The 25,923-nt window shown below is 38.1% G+C and carries 23 protein-coding genes; 5 read left to right on the top strand and 18 right to left on the bottom strand.

Annotation, left to right across the window (positions count from 1 at the left end; all coding sequences use genetic code 11):
- Positions 1-30: 30 nt before the first annotated feature.
- The 6 genes from rsmA to PEPE_RS01300 all read right to left on the bottom strand — a co-directional run bounded on the left by rsmA (position 31) and on the right by PEPE_RS01300 (position 6,024).
- Positions 31-924, bottom strand: coding sequence for a 16S rRNA (adenine(1518)-N(6)/adenine(1519)-N(6))-dimethyltransferase RsmA (gene rsmA / locus PEPE_RS01325; RefSeq protein WP_011672971.1), 894 nt, complete (start codon positions 922-924; stop codon positions 31-33).
- A complete protein-coding gene (rnmV, locus tag PEPE_RS01320; RefSeq protein ID WP_002832682.1) occupies positions 917-1,477 on the bottom strand; it encodes a ribonuclease M5 in 561 nt (186 codons plus the stop codon). The genes rsmA and rnmV overlap by 8 nt, the downstream gene beginning before the upstream one ends.
- On the bottom strand, positions 1,464-2,246 hold the full coding sequence (locus PEPE_RS01315; protein ID WP_011672970.1) for a TatD family hydrolase: 783 nt from the start codon (positions 2,244-2,246) through the stop codon (positions 1,464-1,466). Before PEPE_RS01315 ends, rnmV begins: the two co-directional genes overlap by 14 nt.
- A 75-nt stretch (positions 2,247-2,321) precedes the next feature.
- Entirely contained in the window at positions 2,322-4,343 is a 2,022-nt protein-coding gene (metG, locus tag PEPE_RS01310; RefSeq protein ID WP_011672969.1) for a methionine--tRNA ligase, read from the bottom strand.
- A 98-nt stretch (positions 4,344-4,441) separates the two neighbouring features.
- Entirely contained in the window at positions 4,442-5,290 is an 849-nt protein-coding gene (locus tag PEPE_RS01305; RefSeq protein WP_011672968.1) for a DUF72 domain-containing protein, read from the bottom strand.
- Positions 5,291-5,358: 68 nt separating this feature from the next.
- Positions 5,359-6,024, bottom strand: a complete 666-nt coding sequence (locus tag PEPE_RS01300) for a hypothetical protein (protein WP_011672967.1) — start codon at positions 6,022-6,024, stop codon at positions 5,359-5,361.
- A gap of 144 nt (positions 6,025-6,168) precedes the next feature.
- Between PEPE_RS01300 and PEPE_RS01295 the strand changes: the two genes are divergently transcribed.
- From PEPE_RS01295 to PEPE_RS01285, 3 genes are all read left to right on the top strand, one after another.
- The gene (locus tag PEPE_RS01295; RefSeq protein WP_002832677.1) at positions 6,169-6,357 is read left to right on the top strand and encodes a PspC domain-containing protein; all 189 of its coding nucleotides are present in this window, start codon (positions 6,169-6,171) and stop codon (positions 6,355-6,357) included.
- Positions 6,358-6,421: 64 nt separating this feature from the next.
- The gene (locus PEPE_RS01290) at positions 6,422-7,246 is read left to right on the top strand and encodes a helix-turn-helix transcriptional regulator (protein WP_002832676.1); all 825 of its coding nucleotides are present in this window, start codon (positions 6,422-6,424) and stop codon (positions 7,244-7,246) included.
- Positions 7,247-7,314: 68 nt separating this feature from the next.
- The gene (locus PEPE_RS01285; RefSeq protein WP_011672965.1) at positions 7,315-7,722 is read left to right on the top strand and encodes a hypothetical protein; all 408 of its coding nucleotides are present in this window, start codon (positions 7,315-7,317) and stop codon (positions 7,720-7,722) included.
- Positions 7,723-7,771: 49 nt separating this feature from the next.
- On the opposite strand, the gene PEPE_RS01280 is transcribed toward PEPE_RS01285, so the two are convergent.
- The 4 genes from PEPE_RS01280 to trpS all read right to left on the bottom strand — a co-directional run bounded on the left by PEPE_RS01280 (position 7,772) and on the right by trpS (position 12,069).
- Entirely contained in the window at positions 7,772-8,731 is a 960-nt protein-coding gene (locus PEPE_RS01280) for an IpaB/EvcA family protein (protein WP_230491266.1), read from the bottom strand.
- Positions 8,715-9,947: a hydroxymethylglutaryl-CoA reductase, degradative gene (locus PEPE_RS01275; RefSeq protein ID WP_011672964.1), complete on the bottom strand. Its 1,233-nt coding sequence runs from the start codon at positions 9,945-9,947 to the stop codon at positions 8,715-8,717. Before PEPE_RS01275 ends, PEPE_RS01280 begins: the two co-directional genes overlap by 17 nt.
- Before the next feature lie 5 nt (positions 9,948-9,952).
- Complete coding sequence (locus tag PEPE_RS01270; protein ID WP_002832672.1) at positions 9,953-10,882, bottom strand: Ppx/GppA family phosphatase; 930 nt, start codon at positions 10,880-10,882, stop codon at positions 9,953-9,955.
- 158 nt (positions 10,883-11,040) lie between these two features.
- Positions 11,041-12,069 (bottom strand): tryptophan--tRNA ligase, encoded by a 1,029-nt coding sequence (trpS, locus tag PEPE_RS01265; protein ID WP_011672963.1) that lies wholly within the window; start codon positions 12,067-12,069, stop codon positions 11,041-11,043.
- Positions 12,070-12,405: 336 nt separating this feature from the next.
- Between trpS and helD the strand changes: the two genes are divergently transcribed.
- Positions 12,406-14,709 carry an RNA polymerase recycling motor HelD gene (helD, locus tag PEPE_RS01260; RefSeq protein WP_011672962.1) on the top strand — a complete coding sequence of 768 codons (2,304 nt, stop codon included), beginning with the start codon at positions 12,406-12,408 and terminating at the stop codon, positions 14,707-14,709.
- Between the two features lie 16 nt (positions 14,710-14,725).
- On the opposite strand, the gene PEPE_RS01255 is transcribed toward helD, so the two are convergent.
- From PEPE_RS01255 to PEPE_RS01230, 6 genes are all read right to left on the bottom strand, one after another.
- Complete coding sequence (locus PEPE_RS01255; protein ID WP_011672961.1) at positions 14,726-15,664, bottom strand: DMT family transporter; 939 nt, start codon at positions 15,662-15,664, stop codon at positions 14,726-14,728.
- Positions 15,665-15,790: 126 nt separating this feature from the next.
- Entirely contained in the window at positions 15,791-16,726 is a 936-nt protein-coding gene (locus PEPE_RS01250; protein ID WP_011672960.1) for an NADP-dependent oxidoreductase, read from the bottom strand.
- A 154-nt stretch (positions 16,727-16,880) separates the two neighbouring features.
- Positions 16,881-17,324: a prenylated flavin chaperone LpdD gene (lpdD, locus tag PEPE_RS01245; protein WP_011672959.1), complete on the bottom strand. Its 444-nt coding sequence runs from the start codon at positions 17,322-17,324 to the stop codon at positions 16,881-16,883.
- Positions 17,296-17,892, bottom strand: coding sequence for a UbiX family flavin prenyltransferase (locus tag PEPE_RS01240; RefSeq protein WP_011672958.1), 597 nt, complete (start codon positions 17,890-17,892; stop codon positions 17,296-17,298). Before PEPE_RS01240 ends, lpdD begins: the two co-directional genes overlap by 29 nt.
- A 21-nt stretch (positions 17,893-17,913) precedes the next feature.
- Positions 17,914-19,389, bottom strand: a complete 1,476-nt coding sequence (locus PEPE_RS01235; protein WP_011672957.1) for a UbiD family decarboxylase — start codon at positions 19,387-19,389, stop codon at positions 17,914-17,916.
- 112 nt (positions 19,390-19,501) lie between these two features.
- Positions 19,502-20,386 carry a LysR family transcriptional regulator gene (locus tag PEPE_RS01230; protein ID WP_011672956.1) on the bottom strand — a complete coding sequence of 295 codons (885 nt, stop codon included), beginning with the start codon at positions 20,384-20,386 and terminating at the stop codon, positions 19,502-19,504.
- Between the two features lie 139 nt (positions 20,387-20,525).
- Here PEPE_RS01230 and PEPE_RS01225 point away from each other — a divergent pair, with 139 nt between their 5' ends.
- Entirely contained in the window at positions 20,526-21,251 is a 726-nt protein-coding gene (locus PEPE_RS01225) for a DUF554 domain-containing protein (RefSeq protein WP_011672955.1), read from the top strand.
- Positions 21,252-21,304: 53 nt separating this feature from the next.
- Here the strand turns inward: PEPE_RS01225 and PEPE_RS01220 are convergent, their stop codons facing one another.
- A complete protein-coding gene (locus PEPE_RS01220) occupies positions 21,305-22,480 on the bottom strand; it encodes a pyridoxal phosphate-dependent aminotransferase (protein WP_011672954.1) in 1,176 nt (391 codons plus the stop codon).
- Between the two features lie 4 nt (positions 22,481-22,484).
- The gene (locus PEPE_RS01215) at positions 22,485-25,910 is read right to left on the bottom strand and encodes a pyruvate carboxylase (protein WP_011672953.1); all 3,426 of its coding nucleotides are present in this window, start codon (positions 25,908-25,910) and stop codon (positions 22,485-22,487) included.
- Between the last annotated feature and the right edge of the window lie 13 nt (positions 25,911-25,923).

The raw sequence follows: 25,923 nt of genomic DNA, 5'->3' as shown, positions 1-25,923 counted from the left end.
TTTTTTATGCTTCAAGCCCATGAAAACGGATTATTTTCGTTTAAGACCTTCAATTTGAATCCGATTGTGCAATTTAATGAAATCCAGCACGGTTAATCGCTCTGGTCGCACTTGTGGATCAATACCTAAATCATCCAAAACATTTTGGATTTTAGCTTTGATTTCCGGTTCTTTACCATAAAGTCCCTGCATATTGTTCCAAATATTTTTACGACGGTGCATAAAGCATCCGTGAACCGTCTTAAAGAAGTCTTTGTCGTCTTCTGGCATTACTTCCCAGCCAGCACGAGGCGTAAGACTCACGATGGCTGAATCGACCTTAGGACGCGGCACAAATACCTTAGAAGAAACATCAAATTCAATTTGCGTATTCATTCGATATTGAACCACTACTGATAAGGAACCATATTCTTTGTCGCCAGGTTGGGCTGTAAGGCGTTCTGCGACCTCTTTTTGCATCATAACGACCATTTTATCGATGGGCAGGGTACTAGCCATAAATGTCTTTAAAATGGGGGTTGTAATGTAATATGGTAAGTTAGCTACCAATTTCAAACGACGTTTTCCGTCTAAATGATTTTCGACTTCTTCGTTTACATTTGCTTTTAAAACGTCTTGATTAACCACCGTGATATTATCGTAAGGGCTAAGGGTTTCATCTAGGACGTTCATTAGATTACGATCAATTTCAAATGCTAAGACATGATGAGCACGTTTGGCAATTTGTTCAGTTAAACTACCAATTCCGGGTCCAACTTCAATCACGTCATCCTCAGGAGATACTTCCGCAGCATCCACAATATTTAAAAGTACGTTAGGGTCAGTCAGAAAGTTTTGTCCTAGACTTTTCTTAGCTGATAATCCATATTTTTCTAAGATAGCTCGAGTTCGAGTTGGATTACCAATATCCATTTGATTATTCATTAATTCCTCCATTAATTTGTTCTACAGCATGATTAAAATCTGATTTTTCAACTTGGAACAGTTGTAACCTTTTAGGTAGTTGTTTGGCATTTACGTATCCAATCCCTAGTAAATCTCCCAAACGAATTCGCCGTTGTTTTGCCGCTGAACCCGCAATTAATCCAGCATCAATCAAATCACTCTGAGTAATTTGCGGTGCAGCATCTTCATCTTCCGTGTAAAGATGCTCAAGTGATTGGCGGATTACCTCCGGAGTGGCATGTTCGACTCCTAAGCTTCCCTTATGATCCGGAACAGCATCTTTTCGTTTCAAAAAAGCATGCTTAACGTTAGGAACTTCGGCTGAAATAGTTTTACGAATCTTTTCGCCAGAGAAATCTGGATCTGTAAACACAATTACTCCGCGACTCTCTTGCAATTGGCGAATTTGTTCGATGGTTTCATCAGATAACGCTGATCCCCTAGTTTCCAAGGTATCAGCGTTGACAGCTAGGTTGATTCTTTTAGTATCATCTTTTCCTTCTACTACAATGACTTCTTTAATTTTCTTCATTTTTAATCCCATATAATTTACAAGTATTATCAAAAGTTATTTCGGCTAATTGATCAGGTGCCATATCGCGATGCCGAGCTAAGGCCTCCAGAACATATAGTGAAAAAGCCGGTTCATTTTGTTTTCCACGGAGTGGTTCTGGCGCTAGATATGGAGCGTCAGTTTCAACCATAATACGATCTAAAGGCACTTGGCGAACTGCCTCATGGACTATTTTAGTTTTTTTGAAACTTGCCACTCCACTAAATGAAATGTTAAGCCCGATATCCAAGAACTTTTCCATCCATTCCACATCGCCATTAAAACTATGCATAACTCCCTTGATTTTATCCACACCAGCATTTTTTAAAATCGCATAAGTATCTTCTGTAGCATCCCGATTGTGAATTGAAATTGGTAAATTTTGCTCGATAGCTATTTGAAGTTGTTCTTCAAAAACTTGACGCTGAACCTTTTGAGGCGAAATATCCCAATGGTAATCCAATCCAATTTCACCCAAGGCTACCACTTTCGGGTTTTGGAGCTGTTCTAATAGTTTTATTCGTTCAGCTTCGTGAAAATCTTTAGCGTCCTCTGGATGCCACCCCACAATGGCATAGGTATGAGGATATTTTTCGGCTAACTGAATAGCTCGTTCATTTAGAACCGTATTGGAACCAACTTGAGCAGTCGCTATGACACCTAGTTTTTGGGCATGCTCAATATACTTTTGTTCGTTGCCCCAAAAAGCATCATCATTTAAATGCGTGTGTGAATCAAAAATATGCATTTTTGCCTCCTTGAATATAAAAAGGGCTGGGACAAAACACCTGTTTCATCACCAGTCCCATTGTGTTAAATCTTTTTAACCTAAAACATCGCCGTTTTGGTGTTGGTCGTCGACCATCACGACTTTTACTTGGTCGTCATGTTCAGTTGATAAAATCATTCCTTGACTCATTTCCCCACGCATCTTACGTGGTTTCAAGTTAGCAACAATCACAACTTTTTTACCTACTAAAACGCTTGGATCAGGATATGATTGAGCAATTCCCGAAAGAATTTGGCGTGGTTCTTCATCACCAGCATCTAACTTAAACTTCAATAACTTGTCAGCACCCTTTACTGGACCTGCTTCAAGAACTTCAGCTACTCGAAGTTCTACCTTATCAAAAGCTTCGATCCGAATTTCTTTTTTCTGGTCTGTTGCCACAGCTTCAGCCTTTTTCTGGTTAGCTTCAGCCATTGCAGCTCGCCCTTTTTTCTTGTCTGATTGAGTCATTTGGTTTTTAAGGAACTCAACTTCTTTTTCAACATCCAAACGAGGGAAAATTGGAGTTCCCTTTTCCACGACCTTTGTATCAGCAGGAATTTCACCAAACTTCAAACCTTGAAGTTCAAGTTGGTTAACATCCAAGCCCAATTGTGCAAAGATTTTAGCTGGTGACTGAGTCATCATCGGTTGGATCAAGATTGCAATTACACGCAAACTTTCAGCCAAATGATTCATGACACTTGCTAATTTTTGTTTAGATTCGTCGTCATCATTTCGTGCAAGAATCCAAGGCGTAGTTTCATCAATATACTTGTTTGTACGCGCAACTAATTTCCAAATTTCAGCTAAAGCATCTGCAAAATGAAGGTTGTTCATTAAGTCTTCATAGTTCTTAATTGTCGTAGCAGCTGTGGTTTCCAAATCTACATCAACGTCATTAACGCCACTTTGGAAAGTTGGAATAACGCCGCCTTCATACTTGTTAATCATCGCTACCGTACGATTCAAAAGATTACCTAAATCATTGGCTAAATCAAAGTTAATTTTTGAAATAAAATCTTCCGGAGTAAAGTTACCATCATTTCCGTAAGGCATAGCTTTCAATAAGTAGTAGCGTAAAGCATCCAAACCATAGTTTTTAACAATCGTTTCAGGGTAAATAACATTACCCTTTGACTTAGACATTTTACTGTCCTTCATCAATAACCAACCGTGACCATAAATTTGGTCGGGTTGTTCGAGGCCTAAGGCGTGCAACATAATTGGCCAGTAAATTGTATGAAAACGGACAATTTCTTTTCCAACCATATGAACATTGGCAGGCCAGAATTTCTTAAAGTTACCATCTTCGTCACTGCTATAACCCAATGCGGTAATATAGTTAGACAACGCATCAATCCACACGTAAATGACATGTTTAGGGTCATTTTTAATTGGAACTCCCCACTTAAAACCAGTTCGTGTAACCGCAAGATCTTCTAGACCAGGTTTGATAAAGTTATTAATCATTTCATTCATTCGGCTTGCCGGTTGAATAAAATTAGGATGAGTTTGGTAGTAATCTAATAACCAATCGGCATATTTGCTCATCTTAAAGAAGTAAGATTCTTCCTTAACTAATTCGACTTCGTTTCCAGAAGGAGCCTTTCCACCAGTTACGTTGCCGTCAGCATCACGGTAAACTTCAGCTAATTGAGATTCAGTAAAGTATTCTTCATCAGAAACTGAATACCAACCTTCGTATTCACCAAGGTAGATATCGCCTTGATCTAATAATTTTTGAAAAATCTTTTGAACAGCTTTTTCATGATAATCATCTGTGGTACGGATGAACTTATCATTAGTAATTTCAAGTAAATCCCAAAGTTTTTTGATATCCTCTGCCATGCCGTCAACATATGCTTTAGGAGTAGTGTTTAAAGCTTCAGCTTTTTGTTCGATTTTTAAACCGTGTTCGTCTGTTCCAGTTAAGAAGAAAACGTCCTTTCCTTCTAAACGTTGAAAGCGAGCTTCAGCATCACAAGCAATTGTTGTATAAGAATTACCGATATGAAGTTTTCCCGATGGGTAATAAATCGGCGTAGTAATATAGTATGTGTTATTTTCTGCCATTATGGTTCCTCTATTCTAGTCAAGTTAATTAATTGTAATTGTATCATATTTTATAGCGTCAAAAACCCGTCTCTTTAACGAAAATAACGATTTATTAATCAAAACAAATCCATCTGAACTGGACCTAGACCCTCAAAGCGAATTCCTAAGATTTTTTGCAACTCTTTCGCATTATCGACAGCATCATGGTTTCCATTATTATTGAAAATAATGGTTACTTCTTCAACTCGTTCAGATACTGCCTTAACCCACTGTGCTAACTCCGTTAATTCATCCGTAGAATAACGATAATTAGTGCGTTCTTTCCGCCATTCTTTGCCACTCGTAAACCATCCCTGAGCATTACGTCCGTGCAAACGAAACATGGCTTTTTTAGCACTAGTCACTTGAAGTACCAAAGGCATCCCTTGGTTGCCGTCAAACGGCTCATCGACAATTACATTTATCATTTTAAGGCGCTCCAAATATGATAAAGTGTCCGATTCGACTGCCTCTATGAACCAACTGGGATTTCTGAACTCAACACTAATCGGAATTCGATCCATCATTTGGCGAATTTCAAATAAGTAGCGGATATTAGTCAAATCACATCGAAACGAAGGTGGAAATTGGAATAATACAGATTCCAACTGTCCATTTTGGATTAAAGGCTGCATTACCTTTTTAAAGTTAGTAAATTCTATTCGTCGTTCTGGTGTTAAATATTCATCCCCATCAACGCCGTCGTGGAGGGTCATAACCCGAGAAGCTTTAAAGATGAATTTAAAATTATCTGGGACTTGATGTTGCCAATTGACGACATTGGACAACGATGGAATAGCATAAAAAGAACTGTCCACTTCCACAATCGGAAAGTGGCCTACATATTCTTCTAGCGTTGATTTAGGTTTACCTTCAACCGATAAAGCTGGATGATCGGCCCAAGTACTTAGTCCAATCTGAATCATAAAATCCCCCCATTAATTAAAAAAACTGAAATTCAAATCATCTGATTTGATTCCAGTCTAATTTATTTTTATTTAAAAAACACTAATATTGCTGAAATAATAATCATAGCAATGTTAACACGCATTAAAAACAAATCAATGATGCGGCCTTCCACTCGATTAGATACTAAACGGATTAAGAAAACCATCAAGCCTAAGTAACATAATAAGATCATGGGTGGTACTAGTAACATTCCAAGTAATCCAATTAAAAATATCACCAATCCAATTTTTTCAGCCTGGGATAGACGCCGATATGCAAAAGTATTAACCAATTGGACATGCTTTTGCTTTGCAATGGTCAAACGATAGATATCATAAACCTTAACTAAGGCGGCAGTAACCGTATAGACGAACAAGAAAGTCCCTGCTACCTTTCCAGAAGGTTTTCCACTAAAAAATTCAAATCCAATACCTGATGCTAGCATTATCAAAGTACTAAAAAAGAAGCCCACAAATTCTTTTGTATCAGAAACTTGATTGACTACCGATTCTTCAGCAGGCGTTAATTTACGAACATTTAATAGCATATGGATTAGTGCGTAGGAAACCGCTCCTGCCACAATTAACGAGAAAAATAAAATTGTCCAAAAATTAATGCTACCTGTTAATAATTTAAATAAGAATAACCCAATTGAAACTAATGAGAGAATTCCAGCAATATTAGCTGTTCGATTCCATCCTTTTTCATTCATAGTATTTAAAATCTCCATAGTATAAGTACATAAGTAATTTCAATTCTACCATTTAATAGCTCTCCTATCTAGATTGATTCGTCATAATTCCCTTTAATCCACGAACTGTTATATAATGAGAACAAATGAAAAGGGGTGGGAATTATGAGAAACAAATTGTATAAATCCAGAAACGATAAAGTTCTTTCAGGTGTGATTGGTGGATTCGCTGAAGCGTACGATTTTGATACAACGCTCTTACGAATTATTTACACTGCCGTAACCCTCTTTACCGGTTTTTTCCCAGGGTTAATCCTCTACATTGTAGCCATGATGGTAATGCCTGAAAGGTAATTCTTACTTTTAACTGGATGCATTGAACTGGCATCTGGTTTTTATTTTGATTGGGGTTATTAAGATGAAAATCACAATTGGTAATATTTTAAAACAAACACGTCAATCACAAGGACTAACTCAAAAAGCGGTTGCTGATGGTATTTGCTCTCAAGCTATGCTTTCATCTCTAGAGCATAATAAATACATTCCAAATGCTCAACTGATAATTGCTCTTTGCCAACGTCTTTCGATCAGTTTAGAACAGCTAAACCTTGCTGAAAATTATGCAATCAGTAATGATAAAAAACTGAACCAAAAATTAAATTTTTTATGTAACCAACACCAATATCAACTATTATTTGAACTACTCCACCAAGATTCAACTTTAAATTCATTAACCACTCCTTCACAAATTCAATCATATTACTATTATTTAGCAATTTCAGAATTTCAACTTAAACTTGATGTAACACATGCAGTTCAACATTTAAAATTGGCACTTGCTTCAGAGTCTTCTAAACAAAGCGTCCTTAGGCGTTTATGTTTAGGTACGTTGGGTTTAATTTTAAATTTACATACTTCTTCATCAGGTGATGTATATTTACAGCAGTCTCTCAAAAATCTTCAAGATAATATTTACCATCCAAATCTAAATATTTTATTTTATTTACAAGCTTTTAATGCCTATCATCAACAGAATTTTTTAGAATGCACACATACAATCGAAAATGGGCTCAGTTTTATTACAAATCATGATTCACATTACATGTTAGCAAATTTGTATTATTTACTTGCTAAAGTAGCTTCTAAAACCAACAACCTTAATCTCCAAAATGAAGCCACCCAACGTTCTAAAATTTTTACAGAATTATTTAATGAACGTCCCTATCAGGATTTCAAAATATAAGAACTCTTATTTTTCAAAAATTATCCAACCTTCTATGCTTAAGTTACCAAATAAAGGAGGTTTTTACTTTGAAAAAATTATTTACTAATACTATCTTCATCCAATCTAATCTAGAAAGATTATCCACAATTTTAAAAAGTCCACAAAATCTTTCCAAATGGGTACCTGACATTAACTCTGTATCACCTAAGGACGATTATTTTTTAATCTCACGTTCCTCATCTGCATTAAATAATTTTGAAAAAATTTCGGTTACTAGTCAGGATAACTCTATCATTTACACTAGCACTGGTGGACGTTTAGAATATGAATTACACTTTGATTTAACTAACAAAGACGACAGAACCTTGGTCGAACAAACTTTATTAGTGGACGAGACTTTAACAAAACTACCGTTGACTCTCTTGGCCCCTATTGCTAAACATGCCTTTCATGAAAACCTGTCTAGTTTAGAAAGATTAATCGCAATTTCATAACTAACAAAAAATCCTGTAACTAAAATTACTTTAGTCCAGGATTTTTATTTTATCTAATAGTATAAGGCATCTTCATTTCTTCAAAGAAGTCTTTAACATTCTTTGCATATAATTCACGGAAGTATTCGTCACTTGGCATATCTTTAGGTGTTGGTACCACAAAGGCGTTTTGTTGGTCGCTAATTCCTAAACCAACAAATCCACGTGTATCTTGAGCTTTTTCATGTAAATCTGAATGGAAGATTTGGAATAATTGTTTAACTGATAAACGAAGTTGACGTTCACTAAATACACTTCCCAATGTCGCAAATTCCATCGCATGAATTTCTGGTAAATCCCATTCTTTTAATTGAGTATCAATTAATTCGAAAGCTTTGACTACTTTTCGACGGAAATCAAACGGATTACTGATGGTCCGTTGGTCAAGTTCTTGCATAATTTTTTTAGCAGCTTGGTAGGTTGTTGGAAAAGCATCCATCAACCGCGTTTCAAAGTTCGCTAAACCATTTCCATAGAACGTAATGGCATCCATCATCATTATTAGACGAATAGTACTAAATCCGTCAACTTTACCAGCATCCTCAGCCTCTACGGCATCTTCAATCCCTTTAAAGAAAGCTTCTTCCACCTCATCATCGATTAAATAATGCCGACGTTGTTCTTTGACGACAACTTCGTGGGCGATTACATCGTAAAGCTCAGTAATCAAAAACATCAATTGATTATCCGTATCTTTTTCCCCTGTTGATAATTGGAAATAAAGTTGTGGAAAACCTTTCAAAATCATTAACATGTGAATTAACTCATGGGAAGCAGTGTAATTAGGTGCCGTAATATCATTGACCTTGATTAACATCTTACCTTCTTCAACAAATTGCTGGGCTTGGTCGTGACGCACAAAACCGGCCTGTTCTTCACCAAAACCAATCCGTACTTCTCCTGGAAAACTTGCATTAACTTCTTCAAGAAGCGATTTTACTGTATCATTTACTTCAACTTTGCTCATCATTATCCTTCTTTCTTAGCTGTTTAATAATTTGTTGGGCATTTTTGGCATCAATTCTTTCAGCTTGGACTAATCGGTTAACCGCATCTCCTAGCTCTGCTTGAGTCGCTCCGTGTTCTATTAAAAGTGATTTAGCCTGTAGTCGCATATGTCCTGATTGAATTCCCTCTGACACAATAGCTCTCAAAGCGGCCAGATTCTGAGCTAAACCAATCGCAGCAATTACTTCCGCCAATTGTTTAGCGTTCTTAATTTGCATTAATTTTAAGTTCAGCTGAGCTTGAGTATTAATCCCAATCGAACCACCAACGGTTGCCACTGGTAATGGTAATTCCATTCTGCCAACTAGTTGATCACCAACTACATCCCACGTACTAAGTCCTTGATATTGACCATTTTGAGCAGCATAAGCGTGGGCTCCGCTCTCAATGGCTCGCCAATCGTTACCAGACGCCATTACAACCGCATCAATTCCATTCATAATCCCTTTATTGTGCGTTGCTGCCCGATATGGGTCAATTTGTGCATAATCACTAGCTAAACTAATCTTTTTAGCCACTTCTACTCCCAGTTGGTTGACTGGAATTTGACACGTAACTTCTGTCAGAGCTTGGTCAGCTAAATTAGATAATATTGCCATATCAACATCGATTTGTTGTGTTACTAAATCTTTCTTAACAGCCTCTACCATGGAATTAATCGTATTCGCTCCCATGGCTTCGCGCGTATCAACCATTAAATCAACTGACAGTTTCGTGGCGGTTAACTGCCGAATGCGTAGATTTTTTGCGCCACCTCCACGAGCTTGCATCGAAGGGTGGGCTGCATTAGCGACCTTCAATAAATGTGATTTTTGTTTTTTTACATAATCGATTATGGGGGCTGGTTGCGCACTGCTAATTAATAACTGGCCCAACATTATCCGTCTACTATTCGCCGAAAATCCTCCGGCTCGCTGGACCATTTTAGCTCCATAACTAGCCGCCGCTATTACTGACGGTTCTTCGGTTACCATGGGAACTACATAAGCTTGACCGTTAACTACTAAATTAACTGCGATTCCTTCTGGTAAATTAAAATCAGTCAGATAATTTTCAATTTGTTGTTGATGAATTGAGTCCATAGCTAATTCAGTTAGTTCAGACAAATCAACGTCAGTTTCCTGCGCTAATTGCTCGAGTTGCTGTTGACGCGTTAATTTGTGGTAGCCTTCTATCATTAAAACTATTCCTCTTTTCTAAAATTGATGTACTCCGAAATGATTCCTTCCCGAACGCCACTTTCAGAAAAAATTACTCGATCAGCGTCAATCATTTGTAATAACATCACCAATGGTAACATTCCACCAACGATAATATCTGCACGCGTAGTTTCAAGCCCAGACATTTTTTTACGAGCTTCTAAATTCCGCGTAATTAACGATTTGAAGGTTCGGTTAACCGATTCAGTTTTGAGCCGATAGCCGTGGATATTATTAATTCTAGAAATTTTTTGGTGACGACGATTCATTCGGGCCAGTGTCCGATTAGCTCCGCCTAAGAGAACAATGGGTTTATTGAAAGCATCCATAATCCACCAAACGTCTCGTAGTTGCTTATTCACAAAAATTTCAGCGGCAAATAAATTATCTGCTCTAACTACGTCCGTTAAGCGGAACCGTTCCGATAAAGACACAGCGCCAATCGGAATACTGATCATATTTCGCGCTTTTCCATTATGGACGTCAATTAGCTCACAGCTGGCACCACCAGTATCAAGTATCAAACAATCCTTAACTTCCAAGGAATTGATTACACCTAAATAATCGTAATAGGCCTCATCGTCGCCAGACAAGACGTGTAATTTAATTCCAGTTTCTTGCTTAACGCGATTTAAAAAATCGTTCTGATTTCGCGCCATTCTAACAGCTGCTGTTGTAATCCCTCTAACTTCTGTATTAGGATATTCTTCATAAATTTCTTTAAATCGACGTAGGGCTGCAATGGTACGATTCATTGCTTGGGGACGTAAAAGACGCTCGCGCCCCATTCCTTCTGAAATTCGTGAATCTTCTTTAACTCGCTTAATTTCTCGAAAGGTTCCATCATCAGCAATCGAATTAATTGCCATTCGAGCGGAGTTTGATCCTAAATCTACTATTACCAAATTTTTCATCCTGGTGTCCTCATTTAAATTGAAATATTCCTTTTTTATTTTACCATTACCTAAATTAGAAAAGGAGCTCATCTCGCCTATCAACTAAAATAAAAACAAACGTTTACATTAATCCTTAATAAAAAACCACACTTCTTTTAGAAGCATGGCTTTTACGATTAAAGTCGGTGATCAAAATAGTTAATTCCAATGGCATCTCGAACTTCCTTTAAAGTCTGTTCTGCGACCGCGTTAGCCTTGTCACTACCGTCTTTTAGAATTTGGTATACAGCGTCAATATCTGCTTCATACCTTTCCCGACGCTCGCGAATTGGGCGTAATTCGTTTTGGAGAACTTCATTTAAGTAACGTTTAATTTTAACGTCTCCTAATCCACCAGCTTGATACTGATCTTTAAGTTCTTGGACTTTTTGCTTATCAGGATCAAAGATGTCTAGGTAAGTAAATACGGTATTACCTTCAATATGGCCAGGATCTTCTACCCGAATATGTTGAGGATCAGTATACATTGACATAACTTTCTTTTGGATAGTTTCTTCGTCATCTGCCAAATAAATAGCATTACCCAATGATTTAGACATCTTTGCATTTCCGTCTAATCCAGGAATTCGTCCCATTCCTTTAGGTGGGAAATATCCTTCTGGTTCAACTAGCACTTCTTTTTGGTAGATATTGTTGAAAGAACGTACAATTTCACGCGTCTGTTCTAGCATGGGTTCTTGGTCATCCCCTACTGGTACAGTATCTGCTTTAAAGGCTGTAATATCGGCAGCTTGACTAACCGGATAAGTAAAGAAACCAGCTGGAATACTTTGCCCAAATGCCTTTTGTTTAATTTCAGTTTTAACGGTTGGATTCCGTTCCAAACGAGCTACGCTAACCAAATTCATATAATGTTGAGTCAATTCACTTAGTGCTGGAATCTGTGACTGCACAAAGATCGTCGATTTAGCTGGATCAATGCCCACTGCTAAATAGTCTAAAGCAACTTGGATTAGACTATTACGGATTTTTTCAGGATCACGGGCATTATCAGTTAAAGCCTGCATATCAGCAATCATGATGAAAGTTTCATAATCACCTGTATTTTGAAGTTGAACGCGGTTTTTAAGTGAACCAACATAGTGTCCGATATGAAGTTTTCCTGTGGGACGGTCACCAGTTAAAATAATTTTTTTAGATGTCATAATTTCCTCCAGATATAAAAAATCCTACTATTCAAAAATGAATAATAGGACGAAAAATCGCGGTACCACCTAACTTGTGACTCCATTATAAAGCCACCGCTCTAGTGAAAGATAAGGGATTTCGCCCTGTTAAACATCAATCCATTTCGCCTTCCATGAGACTTCTCAACAACTGTCTCTCTCTGTTAGTGGTTAACTACTACTTTCATTTTAAATTAGAAACGTTAGCCTTGTCAAAATAAGTTTAACTTTATCTCACAAGCTGGTCTTTCGGTTGACTTTCATTCTTCCTCCACCTAGAATTATTCAAGCATTAAAATCAAGGAGGTGGCTGATTTGGACGAACAACAACAAGAACAGCAACGAGTTACGGAAGTCATTGAAAAAATCGACGAACAAAAACAACATACAGAAGATTTATATCATAAAGCCCATCAAGAAACTAGCCAGGTTGAAAGAAATTACTCACAAAATGCAAAGGTTAACTTGATTGAGGCCGATGACCGCATCGAAACCCATGCTGAAATCCAACAGCAAAAAGGGCTGGTAGCTCGAGCTGTCGAGAATGAAGCAATTTTAAAACGCCAAATTGATGAATTAAGCGATCTTCAAAAATCACCCTACTTTGGACGAATTGATATTAAAGATGCTGATGAACCTGATATTGAATCGCTTTACATTGGAATTTCGTCTTTTGCTGATCGGGATGGTAATTTCCTAATTTACGATTGGCGTGCTCCTATTTCAAGCATTTACTACAATGGTACTCTGGGAAAAGTTAAATATGATACCCCAGCGGGCATGATGGAAACTGAACTCATTAAAAAACGTCAATTCACTATCAATCATGGTGAAATTCAACATATGTTCGACACTAACGAAACGGTTGGCGACGAGCTTCTTCAACGAGCTTTAGGCGAACAAAATGACGAATACATGCGTAATATCGTCGCTACTATCCAAAAGGAACAAAACGACATAATCCGCGATGTTTATAGTGATCTTCTAGTCGTTCAGGGCGTGGCTGGTAGTGGTAAAACCTCTGCTATCCTACAACGTATCGCCTTTCTTTTATATCATAGCCGAACTTCATTAAATGCTGATGAAATTGTACTTTTTTCTCCTAATAAGTTGTATAGCCGTTATATTTCGGACGTTTTACCTAGTTTAGGGGAACGAAACATGCGTCAACTAACCTTAGCCGAATTTTTCAGCCGCCGTTTGGAGGGCATGCAGGTCCAAACGTTATTTGACCGTTTTGAAAATCAACACCAACTCACTGAATACGAGCAAAACCTCATTGACTTTAAAGAAAGTCAGGATTTTATTGAATTAATTCAAGCTTATGAAAAACAACTTTCTACTAAAGAAATTAAATTTACCAATATTAATTACCGCGGCGAAATTTTCTTTTCTAAAGAACAAATTCAAGCTATCTTTGAAACCTTTCCTCTTAGTATGAGCAATAAAGAACGTCTTTTAAAAACTAAAAATGCGCTAATCAAACTTCTTCAAAAACGAGTTAATCAGGAAATTAAACAGGATTGGGTTCAAAATCAAATCGACCAAATTAGCGACGAAAAATATCATGGATTAGTGGGGACGCGTCACTTTAAATCATATGATGAGGAAAATCATTTTATCGGTCGCCAAATAGTTGATAAAGAATTCCAAATTATCGATGACGCTATCTTTAATAATTATTTCATCGATTCCTATTCTCAATACGCGGACTTTTTGAGTCAAATCGACTTAGGTGACTTCGATTGGCAAAAAGTTGCTAAAGCTTTCACTGATGCAATTGAACTTCATCAGATTCATTTGGAAGATGCGGCACCCATGATGCTTCTCCGTGATTTGATTACTGGAAGTGGTACTAATCGTAAATTCCAATATGTATTCGTTGATGAAATGCAGGACTACTCAGTTGCACAATTAATGTACCTAAAACATGCTTTTCCTCGCGCTAAATTCACCTTACTAGGTGATAGTGAGCAGACCCTGTTCAAAGATGTTACCGAACCACAAATTCTATTAGCAAAACTAAAGCAGGCTTTTCATGTTAAGCGAGCTAATTTAATTACCTTAAATCGTAGTTATCGCTCGACCGCCCAAATCACTAATTTTGCCGCGGCACTTCTACCTGATGGTCATAAAATTCAAGCTTTTAGTCGTGAAGGAGATTTACCTAAAGTAATCATTGCTGATAATGAACAACAAGCCGTAGTCGATATGACCAATCTTTGCCGGGATGAATTACAGCAGTATGGTACCATCGCTATTTTAACTAAGAACATGGCTGAAAGTGAGCACGTAGCAACCTTGCTTCACGAATTAAAACCGAGCTTATTAAACGATGGCGACCGTTCCTTACCCAAAGGTATTGTCGTTTTACCCATTTATTTAGCTAAAGGATTAGAGTTTGATTCCGTAATTGCCTATAATGTTTCCGAAGCTAATTTTCCTGGTCGTTTGTGGCGAGGAACTTTATATACGATAGCTTCCAGAGCCATGCATCAACTACACTTAATTAGTATTGGTAAAGTATCCAATTTAATTACCCAAATTAAGCCTGATCAATTTAGTTTTCAAAAATCATTTAACATCACTCCTCATAAATCACAAAAACTCGACGAATAACCGTCGAGTTTTTTGTTTACATTACTTCAATTAATCCTACTCCAGCAATCATAATGATTAAGCCCGCAATCTTAGCAACTGAGATGCTCGATTTCATCGATCCTAATAAGCCAAACTGATCAATATTTAAACTACTGATAATTTGTCCCAGTAAAACTAGCACTACTACCGTTCCAGTTCCAATCTGTGGTACCAAATATGCATTTAAAAAGATATAAGCTGCTCCAAAAAAACCGCCAATCCAAACCCACCAAGGTGTTTTCTGTTGAACAACTAGCCGGATATTTTTTAAAGTTCCTTGGAATACAGCTACCAGGAATAACATTATTGTTCCAATAAAAAATGATATTAAAGCAGCGTGAATAGGGGCCTGTAATAACCCACCTAATCGTCCATTTAATGCTGCTTGAATTGCGAGCATTCCGCCCACAAGCACGCCGAAAATTTGCCATAACCATTTCCACTTAACTCGTTGTTCAGGGGGTCTTTTCATAGAATTCCGTGCTAAATATTCTGGTAAGGCGACCACAATTAATACCCCCACAATCAATAGTAGAACTCCGACCATTCGCATTAACGAAAGTGGATGGCGTGTGGTGCCAAACATGCCATAGTTATCAATTATCATACTCATCATAATTTGACCTAAAACGGGCATGATCACCGTTTGAACACTACCTAAAATGGGGAATAAAAGAATATTAGTTGTTAATCCAATCATCCCCAAAACACCACCGAGATACATCCACCATGGAATGGCATGTAATTGCGCATTAGTTAATAAGAGCTGTCCACCGCTTAAAACAATGATTACTATCAAAAAGATGGTTCCCACCATAAAAGAAATCAAAGACGATACGAATGGTGAAATAACATACGTTCTTAATCGTGAATTAACCGCCGTTTGAAAGGGTACTACCGCACCCGCAACCAATCCTAACATCAATAGTCCCATTATGTGCTTCCTTTCAACGCTATCCTAGTTTCGGTTAAAGCGTTTCCATCGTTACTATAACTTTATTTTAAACTAAAAAAATCATGACACAAGCAACAATGTCATGACTTTTTACATTTTCATTTTCTATTCCACATTGATAACAATTTTTCCTCTAGCATGGTTAGTTTGACTGCGTTCGTGAGCCGCTCGTAACCCATCTTCAGTAAGTGGAAATGTACTATCAATAATTACTTTGACCTCGCCCTCAGCCACTAAATCACCTAGTTCAGCCAGTTGTTTGCCATTTGGTTGGAGCCACCAAGAAGTTGCTGAAGGTTGAGCGTCCTGTTGGGCTTGGGTTGGGCGTCCCGCGATGGTGACCAATTTCCCGGTTGGTTTCAAAATTGCTAGTCCCGCTTCTAAATCATCAACTGTATCAAAAACAGCATCATACTGATTAAGGACTTCCCCAATTTGGTGTTCGTGGTAGTCAATGACTTCATCTGCCCCTAAATTAGTTAAAAATTCTGCATTTTTGGCGCTAGCCGTTGTGGCTACATAGGCTCCTAAATGTTTAGCAATTTGAATGGCGAAAATCCCGACTCCGCCAGCTCCTGCTTGAATTAAAACTTTATCACCCTTTTTAATCTTTAACCGATCTACAATCACCTGCCATGCAGTCAGTCCAGCTAATGGAATTGCAGCTGCTGCTTCAAACGAAACATTGCTAGGCTTTAATGCTAATTTATCTTCCTTAACTGCCGCGTATTCTGCATATGTCCCTTTCGTCCCATCTTCATAAATATCGGGTCTAGCAAAGACTTCATCTCCAACTTTAAAATGCTTAACATCTTTACCGACTTGGGTAATTATTCCGGAAAGATCCCATCCTAAAACAACTGGGAATTGCCAATCGTACATTTGCTTCAAAAATCCCATTCGAGCCTTCCAGTCAATCGGATTGATACTAGTTGCTTTAATTTTTACCAAGACCTCATCGTTTGCAATTTGAGGAATATCTAACTCCTCTTCATGAAGTTGGTCAACATCACCATATGCGCTAATCGCAATTGCTTTCATTTTTGTTCCCCCTAGACTTAGATAAATTCAATATATATTTTTTAAGCATATCACTTATAAAAAGTAAGTTCTACATTTAAGTCTCATTTATTGCCAAATCTTATAAAAAATCCTCAACATTGCAAAACAAACAATGCTGAGGATTCTATTTTAATTATTTATTGCTCTTAGCATAGCTCACAATTGGCTTACTACCAGGATGTTTTTCAAGCCACTTAGCTAATTCTTCCCCTAAAGTTTGGGCCATAGGAATAGCAGCATGCATTTGTTCTGGAGTTATATCGTTCACATGCATTCCTGATACAAAAAAAGCATTACCTTGCAACAATGGTTTGATTGCTTTAGCAACTTGGTCAATCAAAACATTTTCTTGATGAACATGTCCCGGGCGGCTTGGTAGTGCAATGGTTTCTTCGTGTCCGGTTTTATCAATTGTCATTACAACACCATAATGTGCAACGTCTCCGCCAATGATTTGAATCAATAAGTCTAAACTTTGGCGTTCAAGCATAGCCGTCATAGTATAATCAGCCTGAGTTACGTTAACTTCGAACGAATTCTTATTCTGACTACTTTTTTTGATTATTTTTTCGGGCATTAGCTAATCCCTCCCATCTCGAACTAACATCATTTTGAATATGCAAATGATCTAGGATTTTCATAACCGTATGGTTAACGATATCATCAATCGTTTTAGGATTATTATAAAACGCAGGAATGGGCGGAATAACTCCTACCCCCATTTTAGAAAGCTTTAACATATTTTCTAAATGAATCTGATTGAATGGTGATTCCCGAGGAACGACAATCAGCTGTCGCTGTTCTTTCAGGGTCACATCAGCAGCTCTAGCAATTAAATTTTCACCTAGCCCTGTTGCAACCGAAGCAATTGTTTTCATGCTGGCTGGAATAATTACCATTCCATCATGGATAAAACTCCCACTGGCAACTGTGGCACCCATATTTTTCTCAGAATATACAAAATCTGCTAAATCTTTAAGTTGAGATTCCGTATAACCTGTATCTTCAATGGCTAAATTTTCTTTTGCCCAGCGACTCATAACAAGATGGGTTTCTACATCTGGCATACGATGCAACACTTCTAATAATCGAATTCCGTAAATAGTTCCGCTTGCTCCTGAAATTCCAACAACAATCTTCTTCATTTATTCCCTCCACTTACCACATTAATCTAAATATTTTTTCCAATCTGCAATTTCTTTAAAAGCCGCACGTTTAAATTTATCTCGCATATCATAAGGTACTGTACCATCAAGCACTAATTTAGAACTCATTCCTCGAACTCGAATTCGGGCTGGATCATAATCCGGTAGTTCTGATGGATCTAACGGATGGTTACGCATTCCTTCCAGTACCATGATATCTCGATCAGCCTGGAAACGAGTATTAATGGTCCACATAACATCGTTCCAATCAAAAATATCGACATCATCGTCCACTAAAATAACCGTCTTTAATTCTTTAAAGGCAGAAAACGCTAGTAAAGCTGCTTGGCGTTGGATACCTTCATCCGCTTCGTTTTCTTTATGAATTTGCATAATCGTCATTAATTTTCCACCACCAGCAGGCGCATTATACACATTCAAAACTTTTCCTGGAATAGCACGACCAACTAAACTTAAAATAGAGGCTTCTGTTGGAATACCTGCCATTGAAACGTGCTCTTCTGAAGGTCCAATAGTTGTTTGAACGATAGGTTTGTCCTTACGATGAGTTACTGCTTTAATTTTTATAACATTAACAGCCGGATTAGCAGTCCCATTATAACCAGGAAATTCAGGCATGGCATACCCTGAATTTGTGTTAATGTCTTCTTGCATTGATTGATTTGGCATAATTTCAGCTTCGATAATCCATTCTGAACGAGCGATTCCTAAAGCATCGACTTCTACACCTGGCACTACTTGAACTGGTTCATTTCTTAGGGCTCCTGCTACTTGAAGTTCGTTATAACCTAATGGAGTTGTAGGTGGCTCAAAGGTAGCTCCAATTGTAATAGCCGGATCCAATCCAATATTAATAGTGATAGGCATAGGTTTATTTTGTTCTTCGTATTCTTTCAAAAAGGCCCCAATATGGCGTCCACCAGGCATAATGTACATACCAATGGTATCCTTGTCTTCTAAAACCATTCGATGGATGGTAACATCGCTTTGTTTTTTATCCATACTATGACCGTAAACAACACCCATTGTAATATATGGACCTGCATCATCTTGTGTATTAGTTGGCGCTGCTAATAACTTGCGAATATCGAAGTCGGGATCGGATGCCAAATGAACAACTTCTTGCGCAGGAGCTTCTGCTCTTGTAACTTCCGTCGGAGCAATTGGATTCGAAACTGCATCATTTAACATCTGCCCTAAAGTTTTATAATCATGGTGTAGAATTTTTCCCACTCGTTTTCTCGAAGCCTGAAGTCCAATCAAAACCCGGCTATCTGGAAATCCTTTGACGTTATTAAACATCATCGTTGGTCCTTCAGCTGTTGGACGTTTTACTGTACCGCCTGCTCCAATATAACGATATACACCAGCTAAATCGGCATCTGGATCAATTTCAACATCGGTTTCGTGATATTGTCCAGGTAATTTTTTCATTTCTTCGAGTACTTTTCTTAAATCATATGGTTGTTCGGTCATCTTACGAACCTCCTTAAATTATTTTACAAGGTCATTATCATTTAAATTTGACGACGAAACAATTCAAACTAAAACCCCATACATTCCATTATGGAATATATGGGGTTTTAGTTTATTCTAATCGAGTTTCTGCTATCGCAAACTTCCAAAAAGAATTTACTGCATTGGTCATATTACTTTTCTTTTTCAAAAAGATTAACTCGCTAGTCTTTTTAGGAATAATTGGGATTGCAACAACTTCTGGATAATCAGTTAAATCAAAAGATTTATTCATCATAATTGATACTCCCATTCCTTGATTTAGCATTTCTAGAATTAGATTAATTCTCCTACCTTCGTAAAGAATATGGGGTTTGATACCTTCTTCTTTTAACATTGAAATGACTGGAGTATACAACTTTGTCGAATCACCTAATAATAATAAAGACTCATTTTGAAGCATTTTAATTTCAACTTGCTGGATTTTTGCTAGTGGATTCTCTTTGGGAACTAGTAGTACAAAATAATCATGTTCACTAACGATAGTTTCATATTTAGAATTAGCTTTGTCGAAAGTTCTAGTAAAAATAATATCCGCTTCGTCTTGTTCCAAACTATCAATTAAAAGTTCTGTTTCTGATTCACTAAACTTCAATTTTATTTCCGGATTTTGTTTTGCAAAATTGGTAATTATATCAAAGGCTTGATACTGAGAAATTGAAGGAACTCCTTTGATTACCAGTGACTGTTCCTTCTGGGTTTGTTGCAAATTAATCGTTTGATGTATCTTTTGTTCTACTCTCAATAATTCCTTCACTTGAGGTAACAAAAGCTTTCCTACATCCGTTAAATTTATTTCTCGATGAGCCCTAGAAAACAATTCGACATTCCACTCTTTTTCAAGAGCCATAATATGTTTTGAAACTGTTGCCTGGGTTGTAAAAATGCGTTCCGCAGTTTTACTGTAGTTTTTCGTTTGAGCTAAATCTACAAATGTAACTAGTTTCTTTGTATCCATCTTTGTTCCTTCTAACTTATTCTAGTTTGGAATATTTTACCATAAAACTTGAATTGTTCCGTGCTTTTCAAAACTGTAAACTACTTTCTTGTGAGTTTAACAAACTATATAAATGAATTAAGCACAGGAGGCTTTTATTATGCCAGTTGGAATTATAATTAATGCTCTTTCAGTTTTATTAGGAGGAATTTTCGGAGCAATTGGCGGTCGAAAAATGTCAAACAACTTTAAAGATGGATTAAACATGGCATTTGGAATCTGTTCAATGACCATGGGAATATATGCAATTGCTCCCATGAAAAACATGGCAGCAGTCATATTTGCTGTTATCATTGGTACCGGAATTGGTCTCTTAATTCATTTAGGAGATTTAATTAATCGCGGAGCTGCAAAAATGCAACAATTGATTTCCCGCTTTGTATCTAGCCCCACTGGTCTAGATCAAAAAACTTTTGATGCCACGCTTGTTACAGTAATTGTTTTGTTCTGTGCCAGTGGTACAGGGATTTATGGCGCCTTAACTGAAGGTATGAATGGAGATGCAACCATTTTAATCTCGAAATCAATCCTTGATTTTTTCACGGCAGCAATTTTTGCAGCTAACCTTGGATACGTTGTTTCCCTAATTGCAATTCCACAATTTATAATTTTTATCATCTTATTTCTTATGGCTCATTCGATTTATCCATTAACTAATCCAGCTATGATTTTTGACTTCAAAGCTGCGGGCGGAGTTTTAATGCTAGCAACTGGTTTTAGAATGGTACAGTTGAAGATGTTCCCAACTGCTGACATGATTCCAGCAATGGTCATCATTATGCCCATTTCGTGGCTATGGATGACCGTTATCTTACCTATGTTATAAAACCATATAAAAAGCAGGTACCGGTTAGGTATCTGCTTTTTATATAGCTCTAATTAATTCATAAAATTTTGGATCCGACGAACTGCTTCACTCAATAATGTTTGGCTCGTCGCATACGAAAGTCGAATATGTCCCGGCATTCCAAACGCTTCACCGGCGACAACGGCTACATGCGCTTCCTTTAGTAAAGCCATCGCCAAGTCCGTAGATGTGGCATATCCTTTAATTTTCATAGCTTCAGTAACATCCGGAAATAAATAGAAAGCCCCTTCCGGCTTATAATCAAAACTAAAACCAGGGATTACTTGCATTAAATCAAAAGTTTGGTTCAACCTTTTTTCAAATGCCAATCGCATTTCTTCCACTGGATATTGGTCTCCACGCAAAGCTTCCAGAGCGGCATACTGCGCTACCGCTGTCGGATTTGATGTCATATGACCTTGTAAAGCCAATATTTTTCGAATAATTTGCGGAGCAGCTACAACATATCCAATTCGCCATCCAGTCATTGCATACGCTTTTGAAACCCCATCGATTAAAATGGTATTATTAACAATTTCATTCCCCATACTCATAACTGAACTGAATTTTGCCCCATTGTAAACTAATTTACCGTAAATCTCATCTGCAACTAATATTACGTTGTTATCGACCGCCCATTGTGCAATCGCCCGTGTTTCTTCTTCTGAATATACCAATCCCGAGGGATTTTGAGGCGTATTTAAAATTAACAATTTTGTGCTGGCTGTTTTAAAACGACTTAATTCTGAAGGAGTAGTTTTCAAGTCACTAGCTTGAGGATGGATGGCAATCACCGAACCCCCGGCTAATTTCACCTGTTCCTCATAACTAACCCAGAATGGGGCAACGATCATGACTTCATCGCCTTCATTCAATAAAGCTTGGAAAGTTTCGAACAGCCCCATTTTAGCCCCTACCGTTACTGCCACTTGTTCCATTTTGGCATCATAACCTGTATCGGTTTTAATGTGCGTAGCAACTGCTTGGCGAAGTTCTGGGAGCCCTCCGACTGGTGTGTAATAACTTGCTTTACCAGATTCCATGCTTTCCATCGCCGCTTTAATAATCGCCTTAGGAGTAGCAAAATCCGGTTCTCCCGTACTCAAATTAACAACGTCGATGCCGGCCGCCTGCATTTTTTTTGCCTCAGTTGAAACTGCTAATGTTGCTGATGGACTAACTTGATTAGCCCGCTTCGAAAATTCCATCAGATTACTCCTTTTCTAGTTCAATCAATAAATCTCCCGTCTCGATTTGCATTTCAGGGGTAGCATAAATCTTCTTAATGGTCGCGTCGAAAGGTGCTCTTAACGCGGTCTCCATTTTCATCGCCTCAGTGACAATTAAGTTATCACCTTGCTGGACCTTTTGGCCCGCTTCTACTTGAACTTCAATGACCGAACCCGCCATAGTAGCTCCAATCTGTTCGGCTTTAGTAGGATCAGCTTTAATCTTCTTTGCTTTCGTTACCTGCGCATTAACATCATAAACAATCACTTCTTCACTTTGTCCATTTATATCAAAGAAAAGTGACCTTTGGCCCGCCTCATCTGCTTCACTAATTTCTCGAAGGACAATAATGACCGATTTTCCGCGTCCCAATTGTAAATCAATGCGTTGACCAATATGCATGCCTTGGAAAAAGATTGGAGTATCTAATAATGGTACTGGACCATATTCATTTTGACGTTGAACGTATTCGGTCATCACATCTGGATACATAATAAACGACATAACTTCTTCATCACTTGCTTGGTGACCTAAAACCTTAGTTGCCTGTTTACGAACTTGATCAAAATCAACTGGATCGGCTAAAGCTCCTGGTCGTACTGTCAATGGGGCTTGCTCTTTTAGAATCATCTTTTGGAGCTGTTTTGGAAAACCACCCGCCGGTTGTCCTAAATCACCACGGAAAAAGTTTACCACTGATTCGGGAAAACTTAATTGTCCCTTATCGTTCATTACCATTTCAGGCGTCAAATCATTTTGGACCATGAATAGTGCCATATCGCCAACTACTTTAGAAGAAGGCGTAACCTTTGGAATATCGCCAAACATTTGATTGACGGTCGCGTACATTTCCTTAATCTCATCCCAACGCTTACCCAAATGAACTGCATTAGCTTGCTGGCGCAGGTTGGTATACTGTCCACCAGGCATTTCAATTCGATAAATTTCAGTTTGTGGTCCATTTAATTGGGTGCCAAATCCTTCGTAATATGGTCGAATTCCAGCCCAATATTCATCTAGTTTTTCCGCTTTTTGAATGTCTAAATCTGGTTGACGCTGGTTATTAGACAACGCATAGTAAAGAGACTGCATTGAAGGCTGAGAAGTCGTTCCCGCTAGCGCAGAAGTGGCAACGTCGACCACATCAACTCCAGCTCGTATTGCTTCAGAATATAAGAAAATGCCGTTGCCTGTAGTATCGTGCGTATGCAAATGAATTGGCACATCCAGATGATTTTTTAACTCTGAAATTAATGCATAAGCAGCTTGTGGTTTTAAAATTCCTGACATATCTTTGATTCCAATAATATGAGCACCTGCTGCTTGGAGTTCTTGAGCCAAATCCACATAATATTTCAAATTATATTTAGTACGATTAGTATCTAAAATATCGCCAGTATATGCCATGGCTGCTTCAGCCACTTTTCCATTATCACGCACCCGTTGGATAGATTCTTCAAGCTGTGGAACCCAATTAAGGGAATCAAAGATTCGGAAAACATCAATTCCATTTTTGGCAGCCAATCGAATAAATTCGTCAATGGCGTTGTCTGGATAATTTTGATACCCTACTGCATTTGACCCACGTAAAAGCATTTGGAGCATCGTATTTGGCATTTTAGCCCGCAATTGTTGGAGTCTTACCCATGGATCCTCACCTAGGAACCGATAAGCAACATCAAAGGTCGCACCGCCCCAAACTTCAGCTGAAAATAGGTTAGGCAGACCTTTCTGGACTTGATCGGCAATTTCTACCATGTCTTTGGTCCGCATTCGCGTAGCAAATAATGATTGGTGGGCATCCCGCATGGTCGTATCGGTTAGCAAGACCTGCTTTTGTTTTAACAGCCAATTGATCATGGCATCAGGTCCCTTACTATCCAAGATCTGTTTCGCATTTTCATGCGGTACTTGTGCTTCAAAATGTGGACGGACTGGCCGAGTTAACACTACTGGATTCTGCTTTTCTAAGCCTGGATAACCATTGATGGTAGTATTAGCAATGTAACTCAAAAGTTGAGTAACTACCGGGGTTTCAGCTTTTAAATCAAAGAGTTCTGGTGTCTCATCCACAAAGTTTGTCGGAGCTAATTCCGATCTAAAAATAGGATGATGAATTAATTTCTTTAAAAATGGGATATTAGTTTTAACCCCAGCAATTACAAATTCATTGAGCACCCGATCCATCTTTACCAAGGCTTCGTCAAAGGTTGGCGCATGGACAATCGCCTTGGTCAGAAGTGAATCATAATGCGGAGTTACAATGGCGCCAGCAAAGGCATTTCCAGCATCCAATCTCACACCTGTTCCACCAGGTGAACGATACGTCTGGATTCTACCGACATCTGGAATAAAGTTATTCATTGGATCTTCAGTGGTAATTCGAGCTTGAATTGCCACTCCCACAGCTTCAATTTGGGCTTGTTGAGGAACACCGATTTCTTCGTGCAATCTTTGGCCTTCTGCAACCTTAATTTGGGTTTGCACAATATCAATTCCCGTGACTTCTTCGGTAACTGTATGTTCAACCTGAATTCGTGGGTTCACTTCCATAAAGTAAAATTGATTACCTTCTACCAAAAACTCAATGGTTGCAGCGTTACTATAATCGACCGACTTCAATAATTTTAAAGCAGCTTTTCTTATTTGATCACGGACGGTGGCAGAAATTCCCACCGCTGGAGCAAATTCAATGATTTTTTGATGGCGTCGCTGAATCGATGAATTTCGTTCATACAAATGAACCATCTCACCGTGTTCATCCGCGACTACTTGAACCTCAATATGGATCGGATCAACTAAGTAACGTTCTAGGTAAATCTCATCGTCACCAAAAGACGAAGAAGCTTCTGACTGAGCCATCTTAAATGCTTCGCGCATTTCTTGTTGATGATGTACAATCCGCATCCCTTTTCCACCGCCACCTGCCGCTGACTTAACAAATATAGGATAGCCAAATTGCTCTGCAAAATTTAGCGCGTCATCGACATCTTTAACTGGTTTTTCCGTTCCCGGAATAGTTGGTACACCGGCCTTAATGGCTGCATTTTTAGCTTGTAATTTATCACCAAACATTTCTAGTAATTCGGGTCGAGGTCCAATGAACTTAATCCCAGCTGCTTCAACTGCTCGCGCAAATACAGCATTTTCCGACAAAAATCCATAGCCGGGGTGAATTGCATCAATATTATTTTCTTTTGCAATACGAATAATGTCATCAATATTTAAATATGCTCCAATTGGATCACTATCTTCACCAACTTGGTAAGCTTCATCTGCTTTAAAACGATGCATAGAAAATTCATCCGCTTTAGCATAAATTGCTACAGCTGTTTTTCCGAGTTCATGCGTTGCCCGAATAATTCGGGTCGCAATTTCGCCTCGGTTGGCAATTAAAATACGGTGCATAGTGGACCTCCCT

It is taken from the genome of Pediococcus pentosaceus ATCC 25745 (assembly GCF_000014505.1).
Classification (GTDB): Bacteria; Bacillota; Bacilli; order Lactobacillales; family Lactobacillaceae; genus Pediococcus; species Pediococcus pentosaceus.
This window is presented reverse-complemented; position numbering and strand designations above follow the sequence as displayed.

Excerpts from the sequence above, each read along its gene's own strand:
- rnmV (WP_002832682.1), bottom strand. The coding sequence starts at position 1,477 with ATGAAGAAAATTAAAGAAGTCATTGTAGTAGAAGGAAAAGATGATACT.
- PEPE_RS01250 (WP_011672960.1), bottom strand. The coding sequence starts at position 16,726 with ATGAAAGCAATTGCGATTAGCGCATATGGTGATGTTGACCAACTTCAT.
- PEPE_RS01220 (WP_011672954.1), bottom strand. The coding sequence starts at position 22,480 with ATGGAATTTTCGAAGCGGGCTAATCAAGTTAGTCCATCAGCAACATTA.
- PEPE_RS01315 (WP_011672970.1), bottom strand. The coding sequence starts at position 2,246 with ATGCATATTTTTGATTCACACACGCATTTAAATGATGATGCTTTTTGG.
- PEPE_RS01300 (WP_011672967.1), bottom strand. The coding sequence starts at position 6,024 with ATGAATGAAAAAGGATGGAATCGAACAGCTAATATTGCTGGAATTCTC.
- PEPE_RS01290 (WP_002832676.1), top strand. The coding sequence starts at position 6,422 with ATGAAAATCACAATTGGTAATATTTTAAAACAAACACGTCAATCACAA.
- metG (WP_011672969.1), bottom strand. The coding sequence starts at position 4,343 with ATGGCAGAAAATAACACATACTATATTACTACGCCGATTTATTACCCA.
- lpdD (WP_011672959.1), bottom strand. The coding sequence starts at position 17,324 with ATGCCCGAAAAAATAATCAAAAAAAGTAGTCAGAATAAGAATTCGTTC.
- PEPE_RS01225 (WP_011672955.1), top strand. The coding sequence starts at position 20,526 with ATGCCAGTTGGAATTATAATTAATGCTCTTTCAGTTTTATTAGGAGGA.
- PEPE_RS01295 (WP_002832677.1), top strand. The coding sequence starts at position 6,169 with ATGAGAAACAAATTGTATAAATCCAGAAACGATAAAGTTCTTTCAGGT.
- PEPE_RS01270 (WP_002832672.1), bottom strand. The coding sequence starts at position 10,882 with ATGAAAAATTTGGTAATAGTAGATTTAGGATCAAACTCCGCTCGAATG.
- PEPE_RS01305 (WP_011672968.1), bottom strand. The coding sequence starts at position 5,290 with ATGATTCAGATTGGACTAAGTACTTGGGCCGATCATCCAGCTTTATCG.
- PEPE_RS01230 (WP_011672956.1), bottom strand. The coding sequence starts at position 20,386 with ATGGATACAAAGAAACTAGTTACATTTGTAGATTTAGCTCAAACGAAA.
- PEPE_RS01240 (WP_011672958.1), bottom strand. The coding sequence starts at position 17,892 with ATGAAGAAGATTGTTGTTGGAATTTCAGGAGCAAGCGGAACTATTTAC.
- PEPE_RS01275 (WP_011672964.1), bottom strand. The coding sequence starts at position 9,947 with ATGATAGAAGGCTACCACAAATTAACGCGTCAACAGCAACTCGAGCAA.
- trpS (WP_011672963.1), bottom strand. The coding sequence starts at position 12,069 with ATGACATCTAAAAAAATTATTTTAACTGGTGACCGTCCCACAGGAAAA.
- PEPE_RS01235 (WP_011672957.1), bottom strand. The coding sequence starts at position 19,389 with ATGACCGAACAACCATATGATTTAAGAAAAGTACTCGAAGAAATGAAA.
- PEPE_RS01215 (WP_011672953.1), bottom strand. The coding sequence starts at position 25,910 with ATGCACCGTATTTTAATTGCCAACCGAGGCGAAATTGCGACCCGAATT.
- rsmA (WP_011672971.1), bottom strand. The coding sequence starts at position 924 with ATGAATAATCAAATGGATATTGGTAATCCAACTCGAACTCGAGCTATC.
- PEPE_RS01255 (WP_011672961.1), bottom strand. The coding sequence starts at position 15,664 with ATGGGACTATTGATGTTAGGATTGGTTGCGGGTGCGGTAGTACCCTTT.
- PEPE_RS01280 (WP_230491266.1), bottom strand. The coding sequence starts at position 8,731 with ATGATGAGCAAAGTTGAAGTAAATGATACAGTAAAATCGCTTCTTGAA.